Below are 22,775 nucleotides of genomic sequence, written 5' to 3'. Positions count from 1 at the left end.
TGGTGGGCGTTGTGGGTAGGAGAGTTTAGGAAGAAGCATTTTTGGTGAGCTTACTCTTTGTCTAATCCTGTGTTTCGTTCACTCTTTTTACAAATTGTTCCAAGATCATAATATCTGCTCGATATTCAGGTGGAAAACTTGAAATATATGCTTTTGGAACCACCAACTGCACATGGTATTGTTTCATTTCTTCAAGTTGGTTCTTTGATATTCCTTGTTGAAGAGTGAACAAGTGTTTTGTTTTTATCCTATCGGCCTCGTTCAAAATCTGGCGCCAACGGTCTTTGCAGGTTGTTTTTGATGCCAACAGAATCAAATTATTCTCATCAAAATCAGGGTTATTGTAAGCCTCAATATTTGGAAATAAGAAATCTGGTTTTTTGTTATTTTCTGTAGTTATTTGGGTTTGAAATATTAGCTCAGAAATTCTAAAAACTTCTTCCAAATGGTGCTCAAGGGATTTACCTGCACGACTTTTTCTCCTATTTAGAATTGTATTTGCTGAAACAACCAATTCTTCGACTGATGAAAAGGGCTTTTTAATCAATGCAGAATATCTGTCATTTTCCAATGTCTTAAAAAGGTCGTATTCCGTTTCAAGCCATTTTAGGATTTGTTTATCTGGGTTTGATTTAATTTGGGCTGGTGTTATGCCATAGGAATTAATATAGCAATTCCGAGCATTTGTTGCTATTTCTAACGTAGGCGGAAAATCTACAGCCAATGCATTGATGTATTGCATGAAGCATTCAATTAGTCTGTTCTCAGCGGTTTGAGCTAACTGTTTTGGAATTATCCCGTTAGTTTCAGTTGATGAGATGTTTAAAGCAGTAAAAAAGTCTTCGATGTCTTCATCACTACTTAAAACAAATGCCTCAAAGTAATCATTGGACTTTTTGGCAATTACAAGTAAGTCACCGACGTTATCATCGGTTAAATAAGGAAAACCTTTGCCGAAACGAGTTAGACGATACTCATCTCGAGTACCTTTACCGTAGTAAATAAATCTGCTTGTTGTTTCAAAATCATCCTGCCATTTAATTGTTGCGAAATGATCTTTGTTTGAGCCTTTTTCCCCTGCAGTATCAAAAAATAAAGGCCAAGAACTCTTGTGCAAATGAAAACCAGCTTGATGAGCACCAGTTGAACCCGTATCATTTGGCTTAATAAACTTACTGAATGCTATTTCAGACTGCTGTGCTGATTGAATGGCTTTTTCTAACAGGCTCATCTATTTTTAAAAGTTCTTTTACAATGTTCTTGCCAATAGCCTGTATCAAAGGCATAGCAACAGAATTGCCAAATTGTTTATATGCTTGATTGTTAGAAACCGGAATGATGAAATTATCAGGAAAACCTTGAATTCGTGCACATTCCCTAGGAGTAAGACGTCTAGGATTTTTTCCTCTTTGCGGAATTAAGATTTCCGCTCCGTCTTTATAATATCTTGCGCTTAAAGTTCGAGAAACACCATTTAGATCTGTTAAACCAAATCCAAAACCGTTCCCTTTGGCTTGATGTTTTCTTTTGTATTCCTGGAGATAGCTCCAAAGTTTGTCGGACAGAGTATATTTTGATTCTACACTTTTTTCTAAAATATCTCGAATTGCCAATTCCTCTTCTGGTGGCTCAGGAAAATAAAAATTTTCCTTTCCATGAAAAACTGATTTTTTGAAACCCACAATAATAATTCGCTCACGATGCTGAGGAACATAATTTCTAGCATCCAAAACTTTGTAATGAATTGAATAGCCTAATTCCGTCAGTGTTTCTGTAATTACTTTAAAAGTTTTCTTTTTATCATGAGAAACAAGGTTTTTTACATTTTCTAACATAAAAACCTTGGGTTTCTTATGCTCTATTATTCTAGCGATATCAAAGAATAATGTTCCTTGAGTTTTATCAAGAAATCCATGTTGCCTACCCAAAGAGTTCTTTTTGGAAACTCCAGCTATCGAAAAAGGCTGGCAAGGAAAACCGCCTAACAAAATATCGTGATCTGGAATTTCCTTTTCTGAAATTTTAGTTATGTCCCCAAAAGGCACTTCGCCAAAATTGGCTTCGTAAGTTTGTTTCGAATATTTATCCCATTCACTCGAGAAAACACACTTTCCTCCATTGTTTTGGTAGGCAAGTCTAATTCCACCAACCCCAGCAAACAAATCAATAAATTTGAATTTAGGATTCTTAGGTGGCGGAAAAGGAATATCCCATTCAATTGGCAGATAATATTGAAAATCCGGCTCTTTGAGAATATTATTTTCCTCGTGAAGTTCTGCTAAGTATTGTTCAGCAATTGGCTTGAAATATTGGGAAACACCATTTTTGTGGTTATGAAAATAGTGCGTTAAATACGCCAAATCGTTGTCAGTTATTTTGTCAACTTTGATTTGTAACTCCTTTTTTATATATGAATATTTCTTTCCCATCTTAGTCGTAAAGGAACAAAATTCCAAAAGCAATTCACAACATTTTTATACGGGATTGTTCACAATCTTGTTAACGATTAGTGGGCTGTGCACAATGTTTTTTAGATTTTTCTTTTCCTAAACAATTTAAGGACTAAAAAAGGAGGGGGAGTAATTTTAATTTTTACCTGCAATATAAATATTCTTACAAAAAGGGTAGTACGGTTTTAGGTAAAAGTTGGATTTAGTTGTTGGTTATTACAAGTAAAATTTGTCAATTCGAGTGAATTTTGCGGGTCCGGCTCGTAAAATTAGTATCGAGAATAAAATTTTACATTTCAGAATGCCGTTCTCGATACAATTTTCTATCGAAAATCACTCGAACTAACATTTTTTGGTTTCAGGTTGTTTTGAGTTCTTGCTTCGAGTCACTTCGACTCCCTTCGGCTACACTTCGGCTTGCTTCGACTCCGCTCAGCACAGGCCGCTCAGTGACGACAATCAGTGCAGGCTGCACAGTCAGTTATCTAGGGAGGGTCTTTGCCTAAAGGCTTTAGAAAACAGTTTTTTTATGGTTTATGGCATTTTCCTGTCCTCCGTAAGTGAAGCTTGTTATAAATCCAGACTTTGCTATCAGCCATTCACACGCCATAAGCTATAAGCATGTTCTGTGTCTATATTATATTAATTGCCTAGGCTATTCAACACCTATTTTTGATGACTGTCTCGCTGCCAATTGCCATACATTTTTATTTTTAATCCAAACATTGGTAAATCTCCTCGGTATCCATTCCTCACTGTTAGGATTCATATCAGAAGGCTGTTGTAGCTCTTTACCCATTACGACTGCAATGTCTTGATTGAAGGTTATATTTTCAATGATTCGTTTAACTGCGGGAAATTTATGTCCGCTTTTCATAAGCGCAACAATATCTTTGGGAGTAACAATTTTTCCATTTGGATTGTTTACTACGTAGTTTTCAGACCATATTTTCAGTAATGCGGTCGTGTCTCCCTTATCGAGCAATTCTGTCCAATGTTTTTCTAGTTTTCTGATTTCCATTTCATCAATTGATTGTCCAAAAGCAAGGGTAGTAATGAGCGTACAATTGATAAAGAAAAGACATAATGTTTTCATAATTCAAATAGTAAGGAGTGAAATTTCTTATTCTTATTTGCAATATAAAAATACTAGAAAGAAGGGAAGTACGGTTTTGGGTAAAAGTTGGATTTAGTTGTTGGTTGTTGGTTGTTCGTTGTTGGTTGTTGGTTGTTACAAGTAAAATTTGTCAATTCGTTTGAATTTTGCGGGTCCGGCCTGTAAAATTAGCCCGCCCTCCTTTCGGGCACGTATCGACAATCAAATCTTATTTTTCAGCATGCGGTTCTCGATACAATTTGCTATCGAAAACCACGGGAACTGCCATACCAAAAACTACGAGGGGCCATAAAGGACCAACGGTACATTCTTGGTCCGCTAGTAGTCCGTTTCCAAAATACCGGGTTCCAAGTTGTGCCCATATAGTTTGGCCACCAAGGAACTCCTGTGCTTTAAGAAGACATATTGGTTGATGGATCCCTTTTCCGTTATTTCTCCCTTTTCGGGTGAAAGTTCAAAATCGGCAATGAGGGCACGCTTTATCTTTGTGGAACTGCCGGTACTGTTTTGGGCAAGGGTATCCAGCATTTCCTGTACACAGTCCCGTATGGGGAGGGAATGCGCTGCATTGAAGTCGGTCGTTTGAAGTCCGCCGCCCAAAAAATCCGCACAATATCCCAGATTCAGGAATAAAACGGCCCCCACAAAATCTTGGTCATGCCCCGTGATGACAACATCCTTTACCAGACCTTTGCCTTGGGCTATAATGTTATTTCGGAGATTCCCCACATTTACCCAGGTTCCGGTACTTAACTTAAAATCTTCGGCTATCCTACCATCGTAGCGCATGCCTACATTGGGGTCACGCTCATCAATGAATTTTAAAGCCTCAGAGGTTTTATAAAATCCTTCCCGGTCAAAAGCATTGACGGTGGCCACCTCATTTTTCCAGTAGCCCGGCGTGATATTGGGGCCCTTGAACCTGGCTTCCCACCTATCCCCCATGGGTACCAGTTTCATTTCCAGACCCGGAACCGGCACCCCCAAAAATCCGGCCTTGCTGTCATACTCGGTGCAAAACATGGCAGACGGGCTAGATTCCGTCATCCCAAAACCGGATGAAATCAAGATCCGCTTTCCCGTAGTCTGTATGGAAAGTCTGTCAAGTTCGTCCCACACTTTTTGTGAAATACTGGCTCCGGCATAAAATAGCATCTTCAGTCTGGAAAAGAACGTCTGCCGTAAACCTTCATCGGTATTTAAAAAGGGCAAAAGCTCCTCAAACCCTTTAGGTACGTTGAAATAAACCGTTGGGGCAAAACCCTTTAGATTTTTAATGGATTGCAGCATTCCCGTTGGGGTCGGGCTGCCCTCATCGATATACAGGGAACCTCCATTGTACATGACCAACCCAAAATTATGATTGCTACCAAAGGTATGGTTCCAAGGCAACCAATCCATCAACTGCAAGGCACCGTTCTGCACAAAGGGAAAGGTCTGGGTAATCTGCTGCCAATTCGCCGTAAGGTTACCGTGGGTATTCATGACACCCTTGGGCAGCCCTGTGGAACCACTGGTGAACAATACCTTTGCCAAGGTATCCCTACCTATTTTATCGTAGGCTTCCGCAACCTTGGGTGTCGATTTGGTTTTTACGATATCCTCGAAACGGTCCGACTCCGGCATCCCATTTTCAACAAAAACCAATCGGGTATTACGGGTGTTGCCGGCTACGCCATCCAACGCCTTTTTATAGGCATTTCCATCCTGAACAAAAATCAATTCGGGGTCCAGAATATCCAAACAATGCTTCAGTTTTTCAAAACTATCCGATTTCAAGGAGTATGCGGGACTGATAGGCGCATAAGGTATCCCGATATGCATAGCGGCCAGTGCCAATAGTCCATGTTCAATACTATTACCGGAAAGCAGGGCAATTGGCCTATCTTTTGAGGTCACGGTTTCCAAAAGATACTGCGCGATTCCCTGAATTTTCTGCCAAGCTTGCATATAGGTCAGCGTTCTCCATTCTCCGCCACCCTCGCGCTGGGCCAAGAAAATGGCATTAGGTGTTGTATGTGCCCAAAATTGTAAACGTTCGGTGATTTTTTTTGGGTGTTGCCCCAGAGGAATTTTGGATTTAAGATAATTGACGCCCTTTTCCCCGACCCGTCTCTCTATATCAACGGAAATTGTTGGTACCTCCAAATAGGGAATGTTATCGGTCACCCAGGTCTGTTCGCTCATAACATAATTGAATTGGCCATCTGCCTGACGGTCCAGAGGGGGTAAAAATAGGCAATCAAGCCCTATTTTGACAATTTCGGGTTTGGATAATTGTCAGATTGGTCTTCATCGGTATTATCCATACATACAAAATCCTTTTCCAATAAAAGCGACAAGGTGTTGCCGTTTGAAGTTTTTATTTCCGAGCTGAAACCCACTATTTCGTTCTTGGGCCATGCCGAACTTTTGTCCTTGTTCAGATACATGGTGATGGTGTCGTTTACATAGTCGGCATGTAATTCTTGTATGGCCTGATCCGCCTTAATCGCGTACACAAAGGTCCTTTCACCAAAGAGGGTCTCCTCTTTGTAATATCCCGTTTGCGCCAACGTTTCCACTTCACTTTTTGTGAGTCGATAGCGCACCGTATTCCCTTGGATTCTAATTTTCATAAGTTCATTTATTCTTCTTTTCAACCAAACCTTTGGTGAATTCGTTTAAGGTTTCCACTTTCTCCTCAAAATCGCCTTTGATAGTTTTTCTGAATTCATTGAGATTTTTGACCAAATCATCAATATTCTCGGGGATGACGTCCTCAAAAAACTGCCGGAGCCTTTTGGCGGTCGTGGGGGATTTTCCATTCGTGGAAATCGCCACTTTTACGTTCCCCTTGGTGACGATACCTCCCATGTAAAAGTCACAAAATGGAGGGTTGTCCGCCACGTTCACCAAAATACTTCGTTCCCTACAATCATGGTACACTTGCTCGTTCACGGCAACATTATCCGTCGTGGCAACGACCATATGCTTGCCTTCCAAATAACTTGGGTCATAGTATTCCTTATGCATCACCACTTGCGCAGTTTGGGCCAATTGCACGGTCTCCTCCCGAAACATGGGGGAAACCATTTCCACCTGCGCATTGGGGCTCGATTTCAGCAAAAAGGTCAATTTCTCCAAGGCCACATTGCCTCCGCCCACGATCAATATTTTTAGGTTGGAAACCTTTAAAAAAATAGGATATAGTTCATTTCGCTCCATATGCTCACATTTATTTTCATTTATGACAAGGCCTTTTCCACGAACTCCTTGGATGTTTGTGACAAAGGGAGTTTCAATGCGGCCTCCTGTCCTTTTTCCGACATTTTTCGCCAGGTCTTTTGTAAAATATCCACCACCTTTTCCTCTGGATGCTCCCTGGCAAAGGGCTCAAAGTAAAATTCCAAAAAGACCAAACAAATGACATCTTCCAAGGTTTGGGTTTCTGCGTTTCTTTTCAATTGCTTTTTTTCCAACAGAAATTTCACCTTGTCTATTGTTTCCGAATCATATCCAACTTTTTCCAATATTTCAGAGGCTTTTTCGGCATGAAACTTTTTAAGGTCCTGCCGCCACTTCAAATAACCTGTCCGATTCATTTCATAGGATTCCCTAGGAATTTCCCATCTACAAATGTGTTGAGCCCTTACCGTTAAGCGCAAAACTTCTGAGGCATCAGGGGCAAATTCGTTGAGTTTTTCGGTCATCCTAATGGCATACAGCACTTCTTTGGGATATTCCCTTCCCATGAAAAGCTCCTTGTTTGGATCCTTTGAGTTTGCAAGGTCAAAGAGCTCAAATGCCTTTAATAATTTGTTGGAAGTTGCCATAATCGGAATTTTAGACTAAGATACGATAATGATTCGTCGCTGTAAATGGACCGAATAAACTAACTGGATGCCTCTGAAAATACCTATAATATGTCTTTTCTAAAATTTGAATTTTCATATCTTTTCAAAGTCGGAGTTTACGCTTCCATAAAACATACTGAATGACAATACATTACCGCATGAAACCCTAATCGAGGGATTTGTTATGCTATGTTAAATACCTCTATAAAAAGAAATGTTTAAAATCAAGCAATTAATCCAATACTAAACGTGTGAAAAATATCCTATTACTTTCTCTAGGTTTGGCCTTTATCACTATGGGTTGGGCCCAGGAAACCATGAAAAGAACCATTGTGACCACCGATGGTGAAATTGACGATGTAGATACCTTCATCAGGTACCTCCTCTACTCCAATGAATTTGAAACCCAGGGTTTGGTCTATTCCAGCTCCATGTGGCATTGGAAGGGTGATGGTAAGGGTACTACATTCACGTCCGAAATGGAAATGACCAAAAAAATCTATGGCAAGGACCTTACGGACCTACGATGGCCGGGAACCAATTGGATACAAGAGCTTTTGGCGGAATATGCCAAGGTCTACCCAAACCTCATAGGCCATGACAGCAATTATCCTTCCCCGCAAGAATTATTGGACTTGGTACGCGTGGGCAATATCGATTTTGAAGGGGAAATGGCCCAACGTACAGAAGGTTCAAAATTGATACGAGAAAAGTTGCTTGATGATGACGATAGAGAGCTGTTTTTACAAGCATGGGGAGGTACCAATACCATTGCCAGGGCCTTAAAATCCATTGAGGAAGATTACAAGGACACCCGGGACTGGAAAGATATCAAGGAAAAAGTCTCTAAAAAAGCCATTATTTATACCATTATGGACCAAGATGCCACCTACAAAAACTATATAGGACCCAATTGGCCGAAGATTAGGGTTTTCTACAACGCGAATCAGTTCTGGTGTTTTGCCTATCCTTGGAAACAAGTGGTTCCCAAAAGTCAGCAACCTTTTTTAGAGGGAAGTTTTATGGGCGCCAATATTATCAATGACCATGGTCCCCTTCTAAAAAAATATTATTCCTATGGGGACGGACAAAAACAAGAAGGAGACCCCAATCATTTTGAGGGCGATATCACTAAAATTGCCAACACGGAACGCGGGAGTTTCTCCAAATATGACTTTATATCGGAAGGCGACAGTCCCGCATTTTTACATTTATTGGATGTAGGATTGAACAACTACGAAGACCCTTCAAGAGGTGGATGGAGCGGTCGATTTGTGCTTTCCAAGGATAACCCGTACCGATATGAGGATGGGGACCATGCGGCTGACCTAAATCCCGAAACGGGCAAGATGGACAAAAGCTATCCCCAAACCCGATGGATAAAAGCCATGCAACTCGATTTTGCCGCTCGTGCGGATTGGTGCGTCAAAACCTTTGAGGAAGCCAACCACGCACCTGAAGTTATCATAAAAGAAGGGCTTTCCATTACCGCTAAAGCGGGTGAAATCTTCAACATTCACGTTGCTTTAAATGACATTGACGGGCATCCCGTTTACCTGAAGGCCTGGTGCTATGACGAGGCGGGTGACGGTCATGCCGAGGTTAAAGTGGAGAACGCTATCGTTACCGTACAAATACCCAAAACGGCCAAAAAAAAGAATCAATTTCATATTATTGTTGAAGGGACCGATACGGGATTTCCAGCATTGACACGATATCAAAGAGTCATTGTTTCTGTATTGTAGCTCAAAATGCGAAAAATTAACTTTTCAAAAATGTGTTTCTTTAGGGCAACGAAACAATATTGATTTATATTAAACGGTTGAAAATACTATTTTAAGAGGGCAACCGTTCAGTTATAAATAATTTCCTACAAATCCCCCGGAAATATGAACATTTTTGGTTTTCTAACTGGAATACGGTCCAGGAAATTCATTTTCCTATTAATTCTATTGATAGGAACAATTGTACGCTCGCAAACCATAAAGGAACTTGAATATTTACTGACCCAACCAGAGCTCACTTCCAAGGAAAAAATTGAAATTCTTTATACCCTTAGTAGGGAATTGACGTACGTAGATAATTTAAAATCATTAAAATATGCCGAAAAGGCGTTGCAGTTATCTATAGAATTGAAGGATGAAACAGGTATAGCCTACAGCTACAGGATATTATCCAGTATATATGCCATAAATGATAATTATTTTATGAGCACTGAATATATTCATAAGGCCATCGATATTTTTGAGAAAAATTCCAACAAGGAGGGATTGGCGAACTGTTATATTTCCATGGGACATATCTATCGCAGTCTTAACAATCGCTTACAAGAAATAAATTACCACAAAAAATCATTCGAGATTTTCAAGGATTTGGGTATCACCGAAAGAATAGGGGTATCGGCCCATAATCTAGGAGAAAGCTACTATAACAACAAAGACTTGGCCGAGGCCGAAAACTTAACCCGGTATGCCATTAAAATAAACGATTCCATACGTAATCTACCCGTTCTTTCAAGTTGCTTTAAAGTTATGGGACTTATAAAGGTAAACGATGACCAAATCGACTCCGCTAAACATTATTTTAAAAGTATACTCAAGATTTCCGAGGAGCTAGGTAAAAACTCCCAAAAGGTTGCGACAGTGGAGGCAATGCTTCAACTAGCCCAAATTGCCAAAAACGAAGGCGATTCAAGTCTTCAATATTCTTACTTGGAAAGCACCGAGGCATATTGCAATAAATTTCATTTGAACCAGCCCTTATTAAGGGTATATAAAGACTTACAGGCTTTTTATTTGGAACGGAGCAACCTAGAAAAGGTAAACTACTATTTCAATGCCCATAATGAACTCTCTGAATCCATTAAAAGAATTCAACTGGAAGATAGAAATAGGTTGACGCAAAGTATGGCCTCTATACATACATTGAACAGAACCACCCAAGCTTTGGAAAAGGAAAATGCCGCGCAGGCCTCAACGATAGTATATAGAAACATTAGTATAATCATAATTCTCTTATTTCTTATTGGATTCTTCCTTGTTTTAAGAAAATTGAAACGCATCAACAAAGAACTAACGGAGCAAAATGAAACCATTCAAACGCAAAAAGAAGAACTACAGGAACTAAACGCCACTAAAAATAAATTCTTCAGCATTGTAGCACATGACCTTAGAAGCCCTTTGACCTCTTTAAAATCCTTCATTACTGTTCTGGTTGATCATCTAGATTTATTAAGCAAGGAGGAGATATTGAATATGGGAAAACAACTAAGTTCATCTGTTGATAATACACTAAAAATGACGGATAATTTGATTATCTGGGCCAAATGTCAAATGAACGTGCTGGAGGACAGAACGGAACTAATTTCTTTAAAGGAAATAATTGATGAAGTGACGGAAATTTTTATGGTGATAGCATCTAACAAAGGGGTAGCTCTTGAAACTTCCGTAATAGGTAATCCAAAATTTATGGGAGATAAGAACCAAATTGAGTTTGTAGTTCGAAATTTGATAAATAACGCCATAAAATTTACTCCCAAGAATGGCATTGTCAAACTATCCGTTACCCATACTTTCAAGGAAATTAAGATCATAATATCAGATACAGGAATCGGTATGACCCCTGAATTCAGAAAACAGTTATTTTCGGTACAAAAACCAAAAGGAAGGAACGGTACCAACGGTGAAAAAGGAAGTGGGCTTGGACTGGTACTCAGCTCAGAATTCATAAAAAGGAACCATGGTGATATACATGTGGATAGCGTTGAGGATAGAGGAACTACGATTACTGTAACCTTTTCCGAAAATCAAAAAGTAGCCTAGGTATACAAATCCCTATCTTCAAAAAACAATTGATGTTATCTAGAGACTTAAAAAGTAGCATGTTTCGGGTTGTCATCATGTTGCCCAGGACAGTAACGAAATCCCTGTTAAAAACCTTTGATTATAAGAAATTCGTGAATGTGGACGAAATAATTTTAGGATGCCCTAGTCCTTACAAAATTGGTAAAGCCTCTGCTACGGCCACTACAGGTATCCAAGGTTTCCAATCCATAGGATTATGCGGATTTTGAAGCAAATAGGGACTGGGTTTATAAATAAGGTCATAGGTGAATTCATAAGCCTTATCAGTAGCCTACTCATTGTTTTCCGTTTTACCAAAATTCCCAAAGGATATATAATCCGAATAGGAAAATCAACGAAAAGCTTTTAGTTAGCTTCATAAAAAAAGGGAATTATTGTACCGTTGTACGGGGGGTGGGACCATTTTTTAATCACCATATTTTGTCTTTCCAAAATATATTGTGTGAATACTATTAATTAACTTGTTTAACCCGCAAAGAATTAGCAATTTGGCATAAATTGAATACTTCTAAAATACATCAAATGAAACTATGTAGGTTTTTTCTAATATTCCTATGCTTTTACAACTTAGAAACAAACGGTCAACAATTAAATGATTATAAGCTCTGGCTGAAATATGAACAAATTACCGATTCCAAATTATCGGCTTCCTACAAAGATATAAGCTCCAAAATAGTTGTTGGCGAGAGCACGCCTTCGCTACTTAATGCCAAAGAAGAACTAGCGCTGGCCCTGCCTCAAATGCTTGGTACGGACATCGAGTTTTTGAGTGCGATCGATAAGGGCAACGCCCTGATCGTGGACGTTTATCAGAATCTACCGGTAGACCTTAAATCGGCCGTATCCAAGGAAATGATGGATGTAAAAGGCGATGGTTTCGTTTTGAAATCTGTCAAATTAACAAATAAAAAAGTTACGGTAATCACCGCCAAAACGGATCTTGGGGTTCTTTATGGTACATTCAGATTTCTACATCTTATGCAGTCCCAACATCTCCTCGATGATTTAAAAGTTGTAGACAATCCTAAATTGGACATTCGAATGCTCAACCACTGGGACAATCTGGATCGTTCAGTGGAAAGGGGCTATGCGGGATTCTCACTTTGGAACTGGCAAAAATTACCTGAATATGTAGACCAACGCTATATTGACTATGCCAGGGCCAATGCCTCCGTTGGAATAAACGCTACCGCACTTACCAATGTTAATGCAAACGCCTTGATTCTTACGCCCATGTATCTTGAAAAAGTAAAGGCCTTGGCAGATATCTTCAGGAGCTATGGCATCAAAGTATATTTGACAGCACGTTTCTCCGCTCCTATGGAAATCGGTGGACTGGAAACTGCGGATCCCTTAAATGCCCAAGTACAACAATGGTGGAAAGATAAGGCCAAAGAAATATATACAATCGTTCCAGACTTTGGTGGTTTTTTGGTTAAGGCCAATTCCGAAGGACAGCCCGGACCCCAAAATTATGGTAGAAATCATGTTGACGGTGCCAATATGATGGCAGAGGCCGTAAAACCTTTTGGGGGCAATGTCATTTGGCGTGCCTTTGTGTATTCAGAACATGACGATACGGATCGAGCAAAGCAGGCCTATGACGAGTTTTTACCGTATGACGGTAACTTTATGGACAACGTTTTGGTGCAGGTAAAAAATGGCCCTATAGACTTTCAACCAAGGGAGCCCTTTCATCCTATGTTCGGTGCCATGAAAAAGACACCGCTAATAATGGAGTTTCAGATAACCCAAGAATACTTGGGGTTCAGCACTCATTTGGTGTATTTGCCCAAACTTTTCGAAGAAGTCTTGGACGCCGATACTTTTCAGAAAGGGGAAGGTTCTACTGTAGCAAAAGTCATAGACGGAAGCCTCTATGGGAACAAACTGACAGGTATGGCGGGAGTCTCCAACATTGGTACTGATATCAATTGGACAGGCCACCCTTTTGCACAGGCCAATTGGTACGGTTTTGGACGTTTGGCCTGGGACCCTTACCTAAGCGCGAACACCATTGCAGAGGAATGGCTAAGGGCCACCTATTCCAATGAAGAGGAATTTGTGGATCCGATAAAGGAAATGATGCTAGATTCTAGGGAAGCGGTAGTTAACTATATGAATCCGCTTGGTCTGCACCACATATTCGATACCGGTCACCATTACGGACCGGGTCCTTGGGTCGACAATCTAGGTAGACCGGATTGGAACCCTGTTTATTATCATAAAGCCGATTCATTAGGAGTTGGTTTTGATAGAACGCCAAGCGGAAGCAATGCCACAGAGCAATACGCATCCGAAATTGCCGTGCAGTATAATGACCCAAAAACCATACCTCAGGAATACCTGTTGTGGTTTCATCACCTACCTTGGGATTATAAGTTGGAAAATGGTGAAATTCTTTGGGATGCCATCGCATTAAAATATCAGGAAGGTGTGGACCAAGTAACACAAATGATCAAAACATGGGATCGCATGAAACCTTATCTTTCTGAAAATGAGTACAAAGAGGTGTCCATGTTATTGGAAATCCAATTGAAGGAAGCAAAATGGTGGCGAGATGCCTGTCTCCTCTACTTTCAGACCTTTTCCAATCGTCCTTTGCCCACAGGTGTAGAAAGGCCCACGAAATCCTTGGAATATTTTAAATCCTTAAAGTTCCCATTTGCACCGGGAATACGTCCTAGATGGGATTAAATTATTGATGTAAGTTAGAAACAAGGTACTACGGCTACGGATTGGCGGCCAAAGATTCCTGTTAGTTCTATACTAAAAAACCTCAGTTTTTAGATGTGATTTTTGTATGCAGATCAAAATGGTAAATTGTACTACCTCAAATACTGAATTTCAAATTTCGAATTGAATATATATTAAGTATTTTGTAGAGTACAAATAAAAAGAGGTTTACAAAAAATAATTTGTAAACCTCTGATAATCAAGTCGGGGTGGCAGGATTCGAACCTGCGACCTCCTGCTCCCAAAGCAGGCGCGATAACCGGGCTACGCTACACCCCGAGGCTATCTTAAATTAAAAGAAATTGCGGAGAGAATGGGACTCGAACCCATGCGACACTTGCGCGTCGACAGATTAGCAATCTGCTCCGTTACCACTCCGGCACCTCTCCTATAATCTATTTCCAGGAACGTTCGCTCAAATTGCGGTTGCAAATGTAAATTTTACCATAGAAGCACGCAACTATTTTACTAGGTTTTTTTAAAAAAAATAAACGGTCTGTCATTCAGGATATTCTACCCTTAAATGGTAAATGTTGGTCAGTTTTTGCTTGAAGATTTTCTTGATGATTTCAATCTCCTTAAAGGTGATGTTCGCATTTATGAACTGATTGGCTTTCATTTGTCCTGCAATTATCTTATCTACAAATTCATCAATCATGGTATAGGTGGGATCCTTTAGGCTTTTTGAGGCTGCTTCTACAGAATCTGCCATCATCAATATGGCCGTTTCTTTTGAAAATGGAAGAGGGCCTGGATATTTAAAATCCTCTTCATTGATATTTATTTCCAAGTCCCTCTGCTTCTTATAAAAATAGTAAACGTATGTAGTTCCATGATGGGATCTAATAAAATCGATAATACGATCAGGTAATTTATTTTTTCTTGCTATCTCTATGCCCTTTATAACATGTCCAATAATAATCTTGGCACTTTCTCTAGGAGTGATTTCGTCATGGGGGTTCACATTGGTAATCTGGTTTTCGGTGAAATAGGTAGGGTTGTTCATTTTACCTATATCGTGGTAGAGTGCCCCTACCCTTACCAACATGGCATTTGCCCCAATTTCATTGGCCGCGGATTCTGCGAGATTGGCTACTTGAAGGGAATGGTTAAACGTACCAGGGGCTTTGTTGGATAATTCTTTTAATAACTTTGAATTGGTGTCCGAAAGTTCCAACAAGGAGACGTCGGATACTAGACCAAAGACTTTTTCATAAATATAAATCAAGGGCTGTACGAACAAGGTTATCATACCATTGAGTAAGAAAAGCCCTAGTGTATACCATGAGATATTACTGAGGTTGCCTTCGTGTATTATGTGAAATGCCAAATACCCCACTACATAAATAGAAATAATCTGTCCTATAGAAATAAATAGATTGGCCCGTTTATACAATTCAGAAACTGTTAAAATGGTAACAATACCCGTAATAATCTGAAGGAAGATATATTCAAAACTATTGGGTACTACAAACCCTAAAATCAGTACGGTCAGTACATGGGCGAATAGCCCCAATCTCGCATCAAAGAAGGTTTTTAGAATTAAGGGTAGTATACATAACGGCACTACGAACACCAAGGAATCATCATACTTTACAACCATGGTTGTGATAAAAACCATCAGGAGGATATTGAAAAAAATGAAGGTTACTTTTGTATTGTTGCCATAGATGGCTGGTCTGTATTTCTTCAGAAAAAGCAAGAGCATTAAAAGTACCAAGGCCACCAATACGGTATACCCAATAAGTATGATATAATAATTGTGAGCTGTCCATAACTCCGATTCATATTCCGACTTCAAAGACTCCAATACTTTCAGATTTTCGCCTTCTACAACCTCGCCCTTGGCAATAATTAGTTTACCTTCATCTACGGTACCTCGAGTGTAACTTATCTTAGATAAAGCGTCCTCCCGGCTCTTTTGCGTGAGGCTAACATCGTAACTGACATTTGGCTCAATAAGCTCAAAAAACAGGTCTTGAAATTCTTGGTTCAAATGGGGAATATTCTCTTCCTTCAGTTTCTTTTGAATCAAATTCCCAACATCAGAAAGCCTGTAAAACGAGGAAAATTGTTTTTTCGCGGCCGCGTTGTTCTTAACCAAAAAAACAGAACCGCCCCTAATCTGTTTAGCACTACTATCCAGTACACCATTTTGGTAGATGGAATCTAAAAGGGTTTCACCTATTTTTTTTAAAAAATCCTTTTGGGCATTTGTGTAAGCCGAATTACCAAAAATGCTCTGGAAAGAATTATCATATTGCTCGTAAACCCTGCTAACCTGCTGATGGTCGTACCTAAAATATTGTCCGCTTGTCTCTTCTATTTGCTGCTTTTCCTGAGCAATCTCGGAATCGGATTTTTTTATCGAAAAATCAAAAGGTGCATATAAGGTTTCAAATTGCCATGGTTTCCCTTTTTGAAATTCATACTTGAACTTTCCGCCTTTAGGAAAAAAGAAAACAATAAATCCTATGGAAACAAAGTATAGGAAGTACTTGTATATAAGGGATTGTTTTTTGTAAAGGTTGTCCAAACGTTCAATTTTTGCGTAGCTATTCCAAAAATAGAAAATATAAATGTACAATAAGGAATTAGGTCAATAACCAAGGTTTTGGTTTAGAATTTAGTAATTTCGTTTATATAAATTTGAAAATACATGAAATGAGCGATAGGGATCCTTGATACTTATCAAGATGTACCGATAGCTATCAAGATGGCGAAATCAAAGTTTCAAAAACTTTTGAAAACAAAGGATAATGATATGAATAATTACACCCGCCTGAACGTTAGATCATGACAGATCCATTTTTAAAAAGCAATAAAAATATAAGATGAAAGAGGTTGTTATAGTTTCTGCGGTACGAACGCCAATAGGAAGTTTTATGGGTGCCTTGTCCACAATTCCTGCTCCTAAACTTGGTGCCGCCGCGATAAAGGGAGCCCTAGAAAAAATCAATTTAAAGCCGGATATGGTGGAAGAAGTTTTAATGGGAAACGTTGTACAGGCGGGCACGGGACAAGCCCCTGCAAGACAAGCGGCTCTTTATGCAGGAATTCCGGATACCGTACCGTGTACCACGGTGAACAAAGTTTGTTCCTCCGGAATGAAGGCCGTGATGCAGGCAGCCCAAGCCATTGCCCTAGGAGATGCCTCCATCATAGTAGCGGGAGGAATGGAGAATATGAGTTTGATTCCGCATTATGCTTACTTGAGATCACCGGTGAAATTTGGTCCGTCATCCATGGTAGACGGAATGCAAAAAGATGGTTTGGTAGATGCCTATGATCAAAATGCTATGGGCGTATGTGCGGATGCCTGTGCCGTTGAATATAAGTTTTCAAGGGAAGACCAAGACGCTTTCGCCGTACAGTCCTACAAAAGGTCTGCAGAAGCTTGGAAAAAAGGCCTTTTCAAAAATGAAGTTGTTCCCGTAACGGTACCTCAGCGACGTGGGGAGCCATTGATCGTTTCCGAAGATGAGGAATACAAGAACGTTTTCTTGGATAAAATCCCAAATTTAAGACCGGCATTCTCCAAGGATGGTACGGTAACGGCCGCGAATGCCTCCACCATCAATGATGGCGCCGCTGCCCTGGTATTGATGAGTGCCGAAAAAGCAAAGGAATTGAACCTAAAACCTTTAGCCTCCATTAAGGGCTATGCCGATGCCGCACAAGAACCAAAATGGTTTACGACCGCACCTGCCAAAGCTTTACCAAAGGCTTTGAATAAAGCAGGGCTTACACTTCAAGATGTTGACTTTTTTGAGTTTAACGAAGCTTTCTCAGTAGTAGGTTTGGCGAATATGAAGATATTGGGTCTTACCGATGTAAATGTAAATGTTAATGGTGGTGCCGTTTCTTTGGGACACCCATTAGGATGCTCCGGAGCACGGATTCTTGTAACACTAATACATGTTTTAGAACAAAAAAATGGAAAAATTGGTGCAGCAGCTATTTGCAATGGAGGCGGTGGTGCTTCTTCCATGATTTTGGAGCGAGCCTAAACATCCTAGAAAATAGATGCAATACGGTATTTGCCCACTAAGTGTTATTCCTTTGAGAATATCGCCCGAAGAAGCTTCGGAAATGACGAGCCAAGTACTCTTTGGAGAGCATTTTAAGATATTGGAATCCCGCAAATATTGGTCAAAAATCAGAGTTTCGTCGGACAAATGTGAGGGATGGGTGCCAAATAATCAAGTACATTTTATCACCAAAGAGGAATTTATATTAATTGAAGAAAAACAGCCAATTTTTGCTACAGATCTCTTAAGCTTTGCAGAACATCCAAACGGCACACCGATTTCAATAATTTTAGGTTCCTCAATCCCTTTGACCAAGATTCTTAAAGTAACGGTTGAAGGAAATAAGACCGAAGGGAAACAAACAAAAAAGCACATAATCAATACAGCATTAAAATACTTAAATGCGCCGGAATTAAAAGGTGGTAAAACTCCATTTGGTATAGACGCCTCTGGATTTGCACAAATGGTCTATAAAATTAACGGCTACAATTTATTACGCACCGCACAGGAACAGGCGAGACAAGGGGAAGCTTTAAGCTTTATAGAAGAATGTGAACCTGGAGATTTGGCCTTTTTCGATGATTCCTACGGACATATCAATCATGTTGGTATCGTAATGAAAAATAATTTTATCATTCATGTAAACGGTATGGTACGAATAGACAGGATAGACCATACCGGAATTTTTAATTACGATCTTAGAAATTATTCGCATCAACTAAGGGTCTTAAAAAGAATCCTATAAAAAAAAGGGTCCTAAAATTATTGGACCCTTTTTATAATTTATGTTGTTTAAAGAATTATTCCCCTAGCAACTTTTTTATTCTCATGAAGTTTTCATTATCGCCCATAGCACCATAGATGTTCTTCAACTGCGTTAATATTCCTTGATTGTCTGGGTTTGTTTTTAATGCGGTTTCCAAAATATCGGCTCCCTGAGTGAAGAAATTATCCTTTTTTGTTTTAAGCTCGTCATACTTGGCAATGTCGGCTCTGCTATTACCCAAAGAATTCATTTCGTCAATCAAAGCGTTACCCTGATTAACATAGGTAGTGGAAAGGTTCAAATAGGCGTTAGTGTAACTAGGATTGATTTCAATTGCCTTTTTGTATGACTCTCTAGCCTCCTCAAAATTCCCTTGCTCCATGTTGATTACACCTACATTATAGTGTAAGTCTGCATTATCAGGTGCCAATGCTATCGCTTCAGCCATTAATTCCTTGAATTTATCCTTATCGCCCAATTTAAAATATAGGTTAGCCTCGTTCAATATAAGGTTGACATCTTCTGGGTCATTAGCTCTAGCGGCTTTATATGCCTCTAAAGCTTTGTCATCCTCTCCTAATTGGGTGTAGATTAGTGCAGTATTTTTTACGATTTCAGCTTTTTTGGAAGGTGTTTTCTCATCAACTGGATCTTTATAGGTTCCAGATTTTACCATTAGGTCACGTTGCGTTTTGTCCATAATTTCCTGCTCACCGGTTTCAGTATTGGTGGCCTTATATACGATACCGCTACCATCGTAACCTATTTCTTGAAGCTCATTGTAATATTCCAAAGCTTTTTCATAGTGTCCGCCGTTCACGGCACTGCTTGCAGCATAGTACAAATATGTAGTATCCTTTGGGCTGATTTTATAGCTCATATAAAGCTTATCGGCAGCGGATTCAAACTTTTGTTGTTCGTTATCGGATACTGCGGAGTTTACCAAATCTGCAGATATACTTGCCATATACTGGGTTGCCTCGTTGGAGTATTTACTTTTACCGGATTGCTCTTCTATTTCCAATACCTTTTGGAAGGAATTGGCCGCAGGCTCAAATGCGGAATCATCTCCTTTTTTGGCCAAATCGGCATACACTTTTCCCCTTGTATAATAATATTGGGCCTGCATTTTTTCGTCTGCGCCAGAAATACTACCCATGGCGGCTTCAATAGAGGTTTTAGCAGCTGCCACGTCCCCGTCTTTCAATGCCTTTTCGGCATCCTTTATTTCGTTTTTTTGGGCTAAACCGACCATTGCAATGGACATTGCCGCTATTATTGAAATCTTAGTTTTCATTTTTGATTCTATTAATTATTAATTAGTGTTAAATATCTTTCGGTGCAAATTTAATCAATTCCCATGCCAATTTTACTCAGGGTTCACTTCAATGTCATTAATATCGGTCCCGTCCAAGTCATCTTCTTCCTTCATAACCTTTGCTACGGCCGCGATAGAGTCATTACCTTTTATGTTGATTAATCTCACACCTTGCGTGGCCCTTCCCATAACCCGAAGGTCCTCAACGCTCATTCTTATGGCTATTCCGGATTTATTAATAATCATAAGATCATCGGAATCCGTAACATTCTTGATTGCGACCAAATTACCCGTTTTTTCGGTAATGCTGATGGTTTTTACTCCTTTTCCACCACGGTTTGTAATCCTATAATCCTCGATACTGGACCTTTTGCCATATCCATTTTCGGAAACAACAAGGAGCTCATCCTCAAAATTATGAACGGAAACCATTCCAATTACCTCGTCTTCATCGCTGTCTAGGGTAATACCACGTACACCGGATGCACTACGCCCCATAGGTCTTGTTTTACTTTCCTCGAATCTAATTGCCTTACCAGATTTTAGACCCAAGAAAATTTGGCTGGTACCTGTCGTCAATTTTGCCTCCAAAAGTTCATCGCCCTCCCTAATGGTTATGGCATTGATACCGTTCTGTCTTGGACGGGAGTACTGTTCCAACAGGGTTTTTTTGACGACACCCTTTTTGGTAGCCATTATAACATAATGACTGTTCACATACTCCTCATCCTTTAGATCCTGCGTACAGATAAATGCCTTTACGGTATCATCCTGCTCAATGTTGATTAGGTTTTGTATGGCCCTTCCTTTGGAAGTTCTGCTTCCCTCGGGAATTTCAAATACCCGCATCCAGAAACACTTTCCTTTTTGCGTAAAGAACAACATGTATTGATGGTTGGTCCCCACAAAAAGGTATTCCAAAAAGTCCTCGTTTCTTGTAGATGAGGCCTTTTGACCAACACCGCCCCTATTTTGTGTCTTATATTCCGATAGTGGGGTTCGTTTGATATAACCGGCCCTTGAAATTGTAATAACGACTTGTTCATCAGGAATCATATCTTCCATGCTCAAGTCCCCACCGGCAAAATTTATTTCTGATCGTCGCTCATCACCATATTTTTCCTTTACCTCAAGAAGCTCTTCCTTGATGATTTGCATTCTCCGCTCTTTTTTGGCGAGAATATCCTTTAAGTCGGCAATGGTCTTAATGATTTCCTCATATTCGGAACGCAACTTGTCCTGTTCCAGACCTGTCAATTGACGCAGTCTCATTTCAACGATTGCCTTGGCCTGAATTTCTGTAAGCTTGAATCGCTCCATGAGGTTTTCACGGGCCTCATCTGCATTGGAGGAAGCACGAATAATGGCGATGACCTCATCGATATTGTCCGATGCAATAATCAATCCTTCCAAGATATGCGCCCTATCTTCGGCCTTTTTCAGCTCAAATTCGGTCCGTCTAACAACCACCTCATGACGATGCTCCACGAAATAGTGGATCATGTCCTTTACGTTCAGCAATTGTGGCCTTCCATTGACCAAAGCAATGTTGTTTACGCTAAAGGAAGTCTGTAAAGCGGTATACTTAAAGAGCGTATTTAGCACAATATTGGGTATCGCGTCCCTTTTCAACATGTAAACGACGCGCATACCTTTTCGGTCAGATTCGTCCCTAATGTTGGAAATCCCCTCTATTTTCTTCTCGTTGATAAGGTCGGCCGTCTTTTTGATCATATCCGCCTTGTTCACCTGATACGGAATCTCGGTAACAATGATACATTCACGCCCTTGAACCTCCTCAAAATGAGCCTTCGCCCGCATGACTATTCTACCTCTACCCGTATGAAATGCCTCTTTTACGCCGTCATATCCATAAATTATACCCCCGGTTGGAAAATCCGGAGCCTTTATATGGGTGATCAACTCATCAACTTCTATATCGTTGTTGTCAATGAAGGCCACCGTTCCGTCCACTACCTCGGCAAGATTGTGCGGGGGCATATTTGTGGCCATACCTACGGCAATACCCGAAGCCCCGTTCACCAATAAATTCGGGATACGCGTAGGCAATACCGTGGGTTCCTGTAAGGAATCATCAAAATTCAATTGATGGTCTACGGTATCCTTATCGATATCCGCCAACATTTCATCAGCAATCTTACGCATACGCGCTTCCGTATATCGCATCGCGGCCGGACTATCTCCATCCACAGACCCAAAGTTACCCTGACCATCGATCAACATATAGCGCAAACTCCAATCCTGGGCCATTCTTACCATGGTGTCGTAAACGGAAGTATCGCCGTGCGGGTGGTATTTACCCAATACCTCACCCACAATACGTGCGGATTTCTTGTGGGCACTTGTACTCCTTACCCCAAGTTCGTGCATTCCAAAAAGTACCCTTCTATGTACTGGTTTTAGACCGTCTCGCACATCTGGCAGTGCCCGTGACACTATGACCGACATTGAGTAATCAATGTAGGCAGATTTCATTTCTTCTTCTATGTTGATAGGAATCAATTTTTCTCCTTCAGCCATGGTAAATTTTTAAATGTTTTTTATTCGTAAAAAAGCATGCCAATATACGGAAAATAGAGGGGTTGAAAGAACTGAACCAAGTATTTATTCAATATTTTATTAACATAAAACCTGGGT

At 40.1% G+C, this 22,775-nt stretch carries 16 protein-coding genes and 2 tRNA genes; 6 read left to right on the top strand and 12 right to left on the bottom strand.

Annotated features, from left to right (window positions below):
- Positions 1-61: 61 nt before the first annotated feature.
- The 7 genes from F0361_RS11410 to F0361_RS11380 all read right to left on the bottom strand — a co-directional run bounded on the left by F0361_RS11410 (position 62) and on the right by F0361_RS11380 (position 7,382).
- A complete protein-coding gene (locus F0361_RS11410) occupies positions 62-1,231 on the bottom strand; it encodes a type II restriction endonuclease (RefSeq protein WP_154918738.1) in 1,170 nt (389 codons plus the stop codon).
- Positions 1,188-2,429: a DNA (cytosine-5-)-methyltransferase gene (gene dcm, locus F0361_RS11405; protein ID WP_154918737.1), complete on the bottom strand. Its 1,242-nt coding sequence runs from the start codon at positions 2,427-2,429 to the stop codon at positions 1,188-1,190. The genes F0361_RS11410 and dcm overlap by 44 nt, the downstream gene beginning before the upstream one ends.
- Before the next feature lie 676 nt (positions 2,430-3,105).
- Positions 3,106-3,546, bottom strand: coding sequence for a nuclear transport factor 2 family protein (locus tag F0361_RS11400; protein ID WP_154918736.1), 441 nt, complete (start codon positions 3,544-3,546; stop codon positions 3,106-3,108).
- 339 nt (positions 3,547-3,885) lie between these two features.
- Positions 3,886-5,754: a feruloyl-CoA synthase gene (locus F0361_RS11395; RefSeq protein WP_154918735.1), complete on the bottom strand. Its 1,869-nt coding sequence runs from the start codon at positions 5,752-5,754 to the stop codon at positions 3,886-3,888.
- Between the two features lie 62 nt (positions 5,755-5,816).
- The gene (locus tag F0361_RS11390) at positions 5,817-6,185 is read right to left on the bottom strand and encodes a DUF7009 family protein (RefSeq protein ID WP_154918734.1); all 369 of its coding nucleotides are present in this window, start codon (positions 6,183-6,185) and stop codon (positions 5,817-5,819) included.
- A 4-nt stretch (positions 6,186-6,189) separates the two neighbouring features.
- Complete coding sequence (locus F0361_RS11385) at positions 6,190-6,774, bottom strand: precorrin-2 dehydrogenase/sirohydrochlorin ferrochelatase family protein (protein WP_138258606.1); 585 nt, start codon at positions 6,772-6,774, stop codon at positions 6,190-6,192.
- Between the two features lie 20 nt (positions 6,775-6,794).
- Positions 6,795-7,382, bottom strand: a complete 588-nt coding sequence (locus tag F0361_RS11380) for a DUF4202 domain-containing protein (protein WP_154918733.1) — start codon at positions 7,380-7,382, stop codon at positions 6,795-6,797.
- A 272-nt stretch (positions 7,383-7,654) separates the two neighbouring features.
- On the opposite strand from F0361_RS11380, the gene F0361_RS11375 reads away from it, so the two are divergent.
- The 4 genes from F0361_RS11375 to F0361_RS11360 all read left to right on the top strand — a co-directional run bounded on the left by F0361_RS11375 (position 7,655) and on the right by F0361_RS11360 (position 13,963).
- Complete coding sequence (locus F0361_RS11375; RefSeq protein ID WP_246160874.1) at positions 7,655-9,148, top strand: DUF1593 domain-containing protein; 1,494 nt, start codon at positions 7,655-7,657, stop codon at positions 9,146-9,148.
- A gap of 144 nt (positions 9,149-9,292) precedes the next feature.
- Positions 9,293-11,224, top strand: a complete 1,932-nt coding sequence (locus tag F0361_RS11370) for a tetratricopeptide repeat-containing sensor histidine kinase (RefSeq protein WP_154918732.1) — start codon at positions 9,293-9,295, stop codon at positions 11,222-11,224.
- A gap of 32 nt (positions 11,225-11,256) precedes the next feature.
- Positions 11,257-11,475 carry a hypothetical protein gene (locus F0361_RS11365; protein WP_154918731.1) on the top strand — a complete coding sequence of 73 codons (219 nt, stop codon included), beginning with the start codon at positions 11,257-11,259 and terminating at the stop codon, positions 11,473-11,475.
- Between the two features lie 313 nt (positions 11,476-11,788).
- The gene (locus F0361_RS11360; RefSeq protein WP_154918730.1) at positions 11,789-13,963 is read left to right on the top strand and encodes an alpha-glucuronidase family glycosyl hydrolase; all 2,175 of its coding nucleotides are present in this window, start codon (positions 11,789-11,791) and stop codon (positions 13,961-13,963) included.
- Positions 13,964-14,206: 243 nt separating this feature from the next.
- Here the strand turns inward: F0361_RS11360 and F0361_RS11355 are convergent.
- From F0361_RS11355 to F0361_RS11345, 3 genes are all read right to left on the bottom strand, one after another.
- Positions 14,207-14,281 (bottom strand) — tRNA-Pro (locus tag F0361_RS11355).
- A gap of 26 nt (positions 14,282-14,307) precedes the next feature.
- A tRNA-Ser gene (locus F0361_RS11350) sits at positions 14,308-14,391 on the bottom strand.
- Between the two features lie 110 nt (positions 14,392-14,501).
- A complete protein-coding gene (locus tag F0361_RS11345; RefSeq protein ID WP_154918729.1) occupies positions 14,502-16,538 on the bottom strand; it encodes an HD family phosphohydrolase in 2,037 nt (678 codons plus the stop codon).
- Positions 16,539-16,836: 298 nt separating this feature from the next.
- On the opposite strand from F0361_RS11345, the gene F0361_RS11340 reads away from it, so the two are divergent.
- Together F0361_RS11340 and F0361_RS11335 are read left to right on the top strand one after the other, a co-directional pair.
- Complete coding sequence (locus tag F0361_RS11340) at positions 16,837-18,012, top strand: acetyl-CoA C-acyltransferase (RefSeq protein ID WP_154918728.1); 1,176 nt, start codon at positions 16,837-16,839, stop codon at positions 18,010-18,012.
- 16 nt (positions 18,013-18,028) lie between these two features.
- On the top strand, positions 18,029-18,778 hold the full coding sequence (locus F0361_RS11335; protein WP_154918727.1) for a C40 family peptidase: 750 nt from the start codon (positions 18,029-18,031) through the stop codon (positions 18,776-18,778).
- A 55-nt stretch (positions 18,779-18,833) separates the two neighbouring features.
- On the opposite strand, the gene F0361_RS11330 is transcribed toward F0361_RS11335, so the two are convergent.
- Positions 18,834-20,096: a tetratricopeptide repeat protein gene (locus F0361_RS11330; RefSeq protein WP_154918726.1), complete on the bottom strand. Its 1,263-nt coding sequence runs from the start codon at positions 20,094-20,096 to the stop codon at positions 18,834-18,836.
- A 72-nt stretch (positions 20,097-20,168) separates the two neighbouring features.
- Complete coding sequence (gyrA, locus tag F0361_RS11325) at positions 20,169-22,658, bottom strand: DNA gyrase subunit A (RefSeq protein ID WP_138258628.1); 2,490 nt, start codon at positions 22,656-22,658, stop codon at positions 20,169-20,171.
- Between the last annotated feature and the right edge of the window lie 117 nt (positions 22,659-22,775).

Source organism: Maribacter flavus (genome assembly GCF_008386635.1).
Lineage (GTDB): Bacteria > Bacteroidota > Bacteroidia > Flavobacteriales > Flavobacteriaceae > Maribacter > Maribacter flavus.
The sequence above is the reverse complement of the archived record's forward strand: the minus strand, read 5'-3'. Positions and strand labels throughout refer to the sequence as shown.

Coding starts and splice junctions, on each gene's coding strand:
- F0361_RS11340 (WP_154918728.1), top strand. CDS start 16,837: ATGAAAGAGGTTGTTATAGTTTCTGCGGTACGAACGCCAATAGGAAGT.
- F0361_RS11380 (WP_154918733.1), bottom strand. CDS start 7,382: ATGGCAACTTCCAACAAATTATTAAAGGCATTTGAGCTCTTTGACCTT.
- F0361_RS11370 (WP_154918732.1), top strand. CDS start 9,293: ATGAACATTTTTGGTTTTCTAACTGGAATACGGTCCAGGAAATTCATT.
- F0361_RS11400 (WP_154918736.1), bottom strand. CDS start 3,546: ATGAAAACATTATGTCTTTTCTTTATCAATTGTACGCTCATTACTACC.
- F0361_RS11410 (WP_154918738.1), bottom strand. CDS start 1,231: ATGAGCCTGTTAGAAAAAGCCATTCAATCAGCACAGCAGTCTGAAATA.
- dcm (WP_154918737.1), bottom strand. CDS start 2,429: ATGGGAAAGAAATATTCATATATAAAAAAGGAGTTACAAATCAAAGTT.
- F0361_RS11385 (WP_138258606.1), bottom strand. CDS start 6,774: ATGGAGCGAAATGAACTATATCCTATTTTTTTAAAGGTTTCCAACCTA.
- F0361_RS11395 (WP_154918735.1), bottom strand. CDS start 5,754: ATGAGCGAACAGACCTGGGTGACCGATAACATTCCCTATTTGGAGGTA.
- F0361_RS11360 (WP_154918730.1), top strand. CDS start 11,789: ATGAAACTATGTAGGTTTTTTCTAATATTCCTATGCTTTTACAACTTA.
- gyrA (WP_138258628.1), bottom strand. CDS start 22,658: ATGGCTGAAGGAGAAAAATTGATTCCTATCAACATAGAAGAAGAAATG.
- F0361_RS11335 (WP_154918727.1), top strand. CDS start 18,029: ATGCAATACGGTATTTGCCCACTAAGTGTTATTCCTTTGAGAATATCG.
- F0361_RS11330 (WP_154918726.1), bottom strand. CDS start 20,096: ATGAAAACTAAGATTTCAATAATAGCGGCAATGTCCATTGCAATGGTC.
- F0361_RS11365 (WP_154918731.1), top strand. CDS start 11,257: ATGTTATCTAGAGACTTAAAAAGTAGCATGTTTCGGGTTGTCATCATG.
- F0361_RS11390 (WP_154918734.1), bottom strand. CDS start 6,185: ATGAAAATTAGAATCCAAGGGAATACGGTGCGCTATCGACTCACAAAA.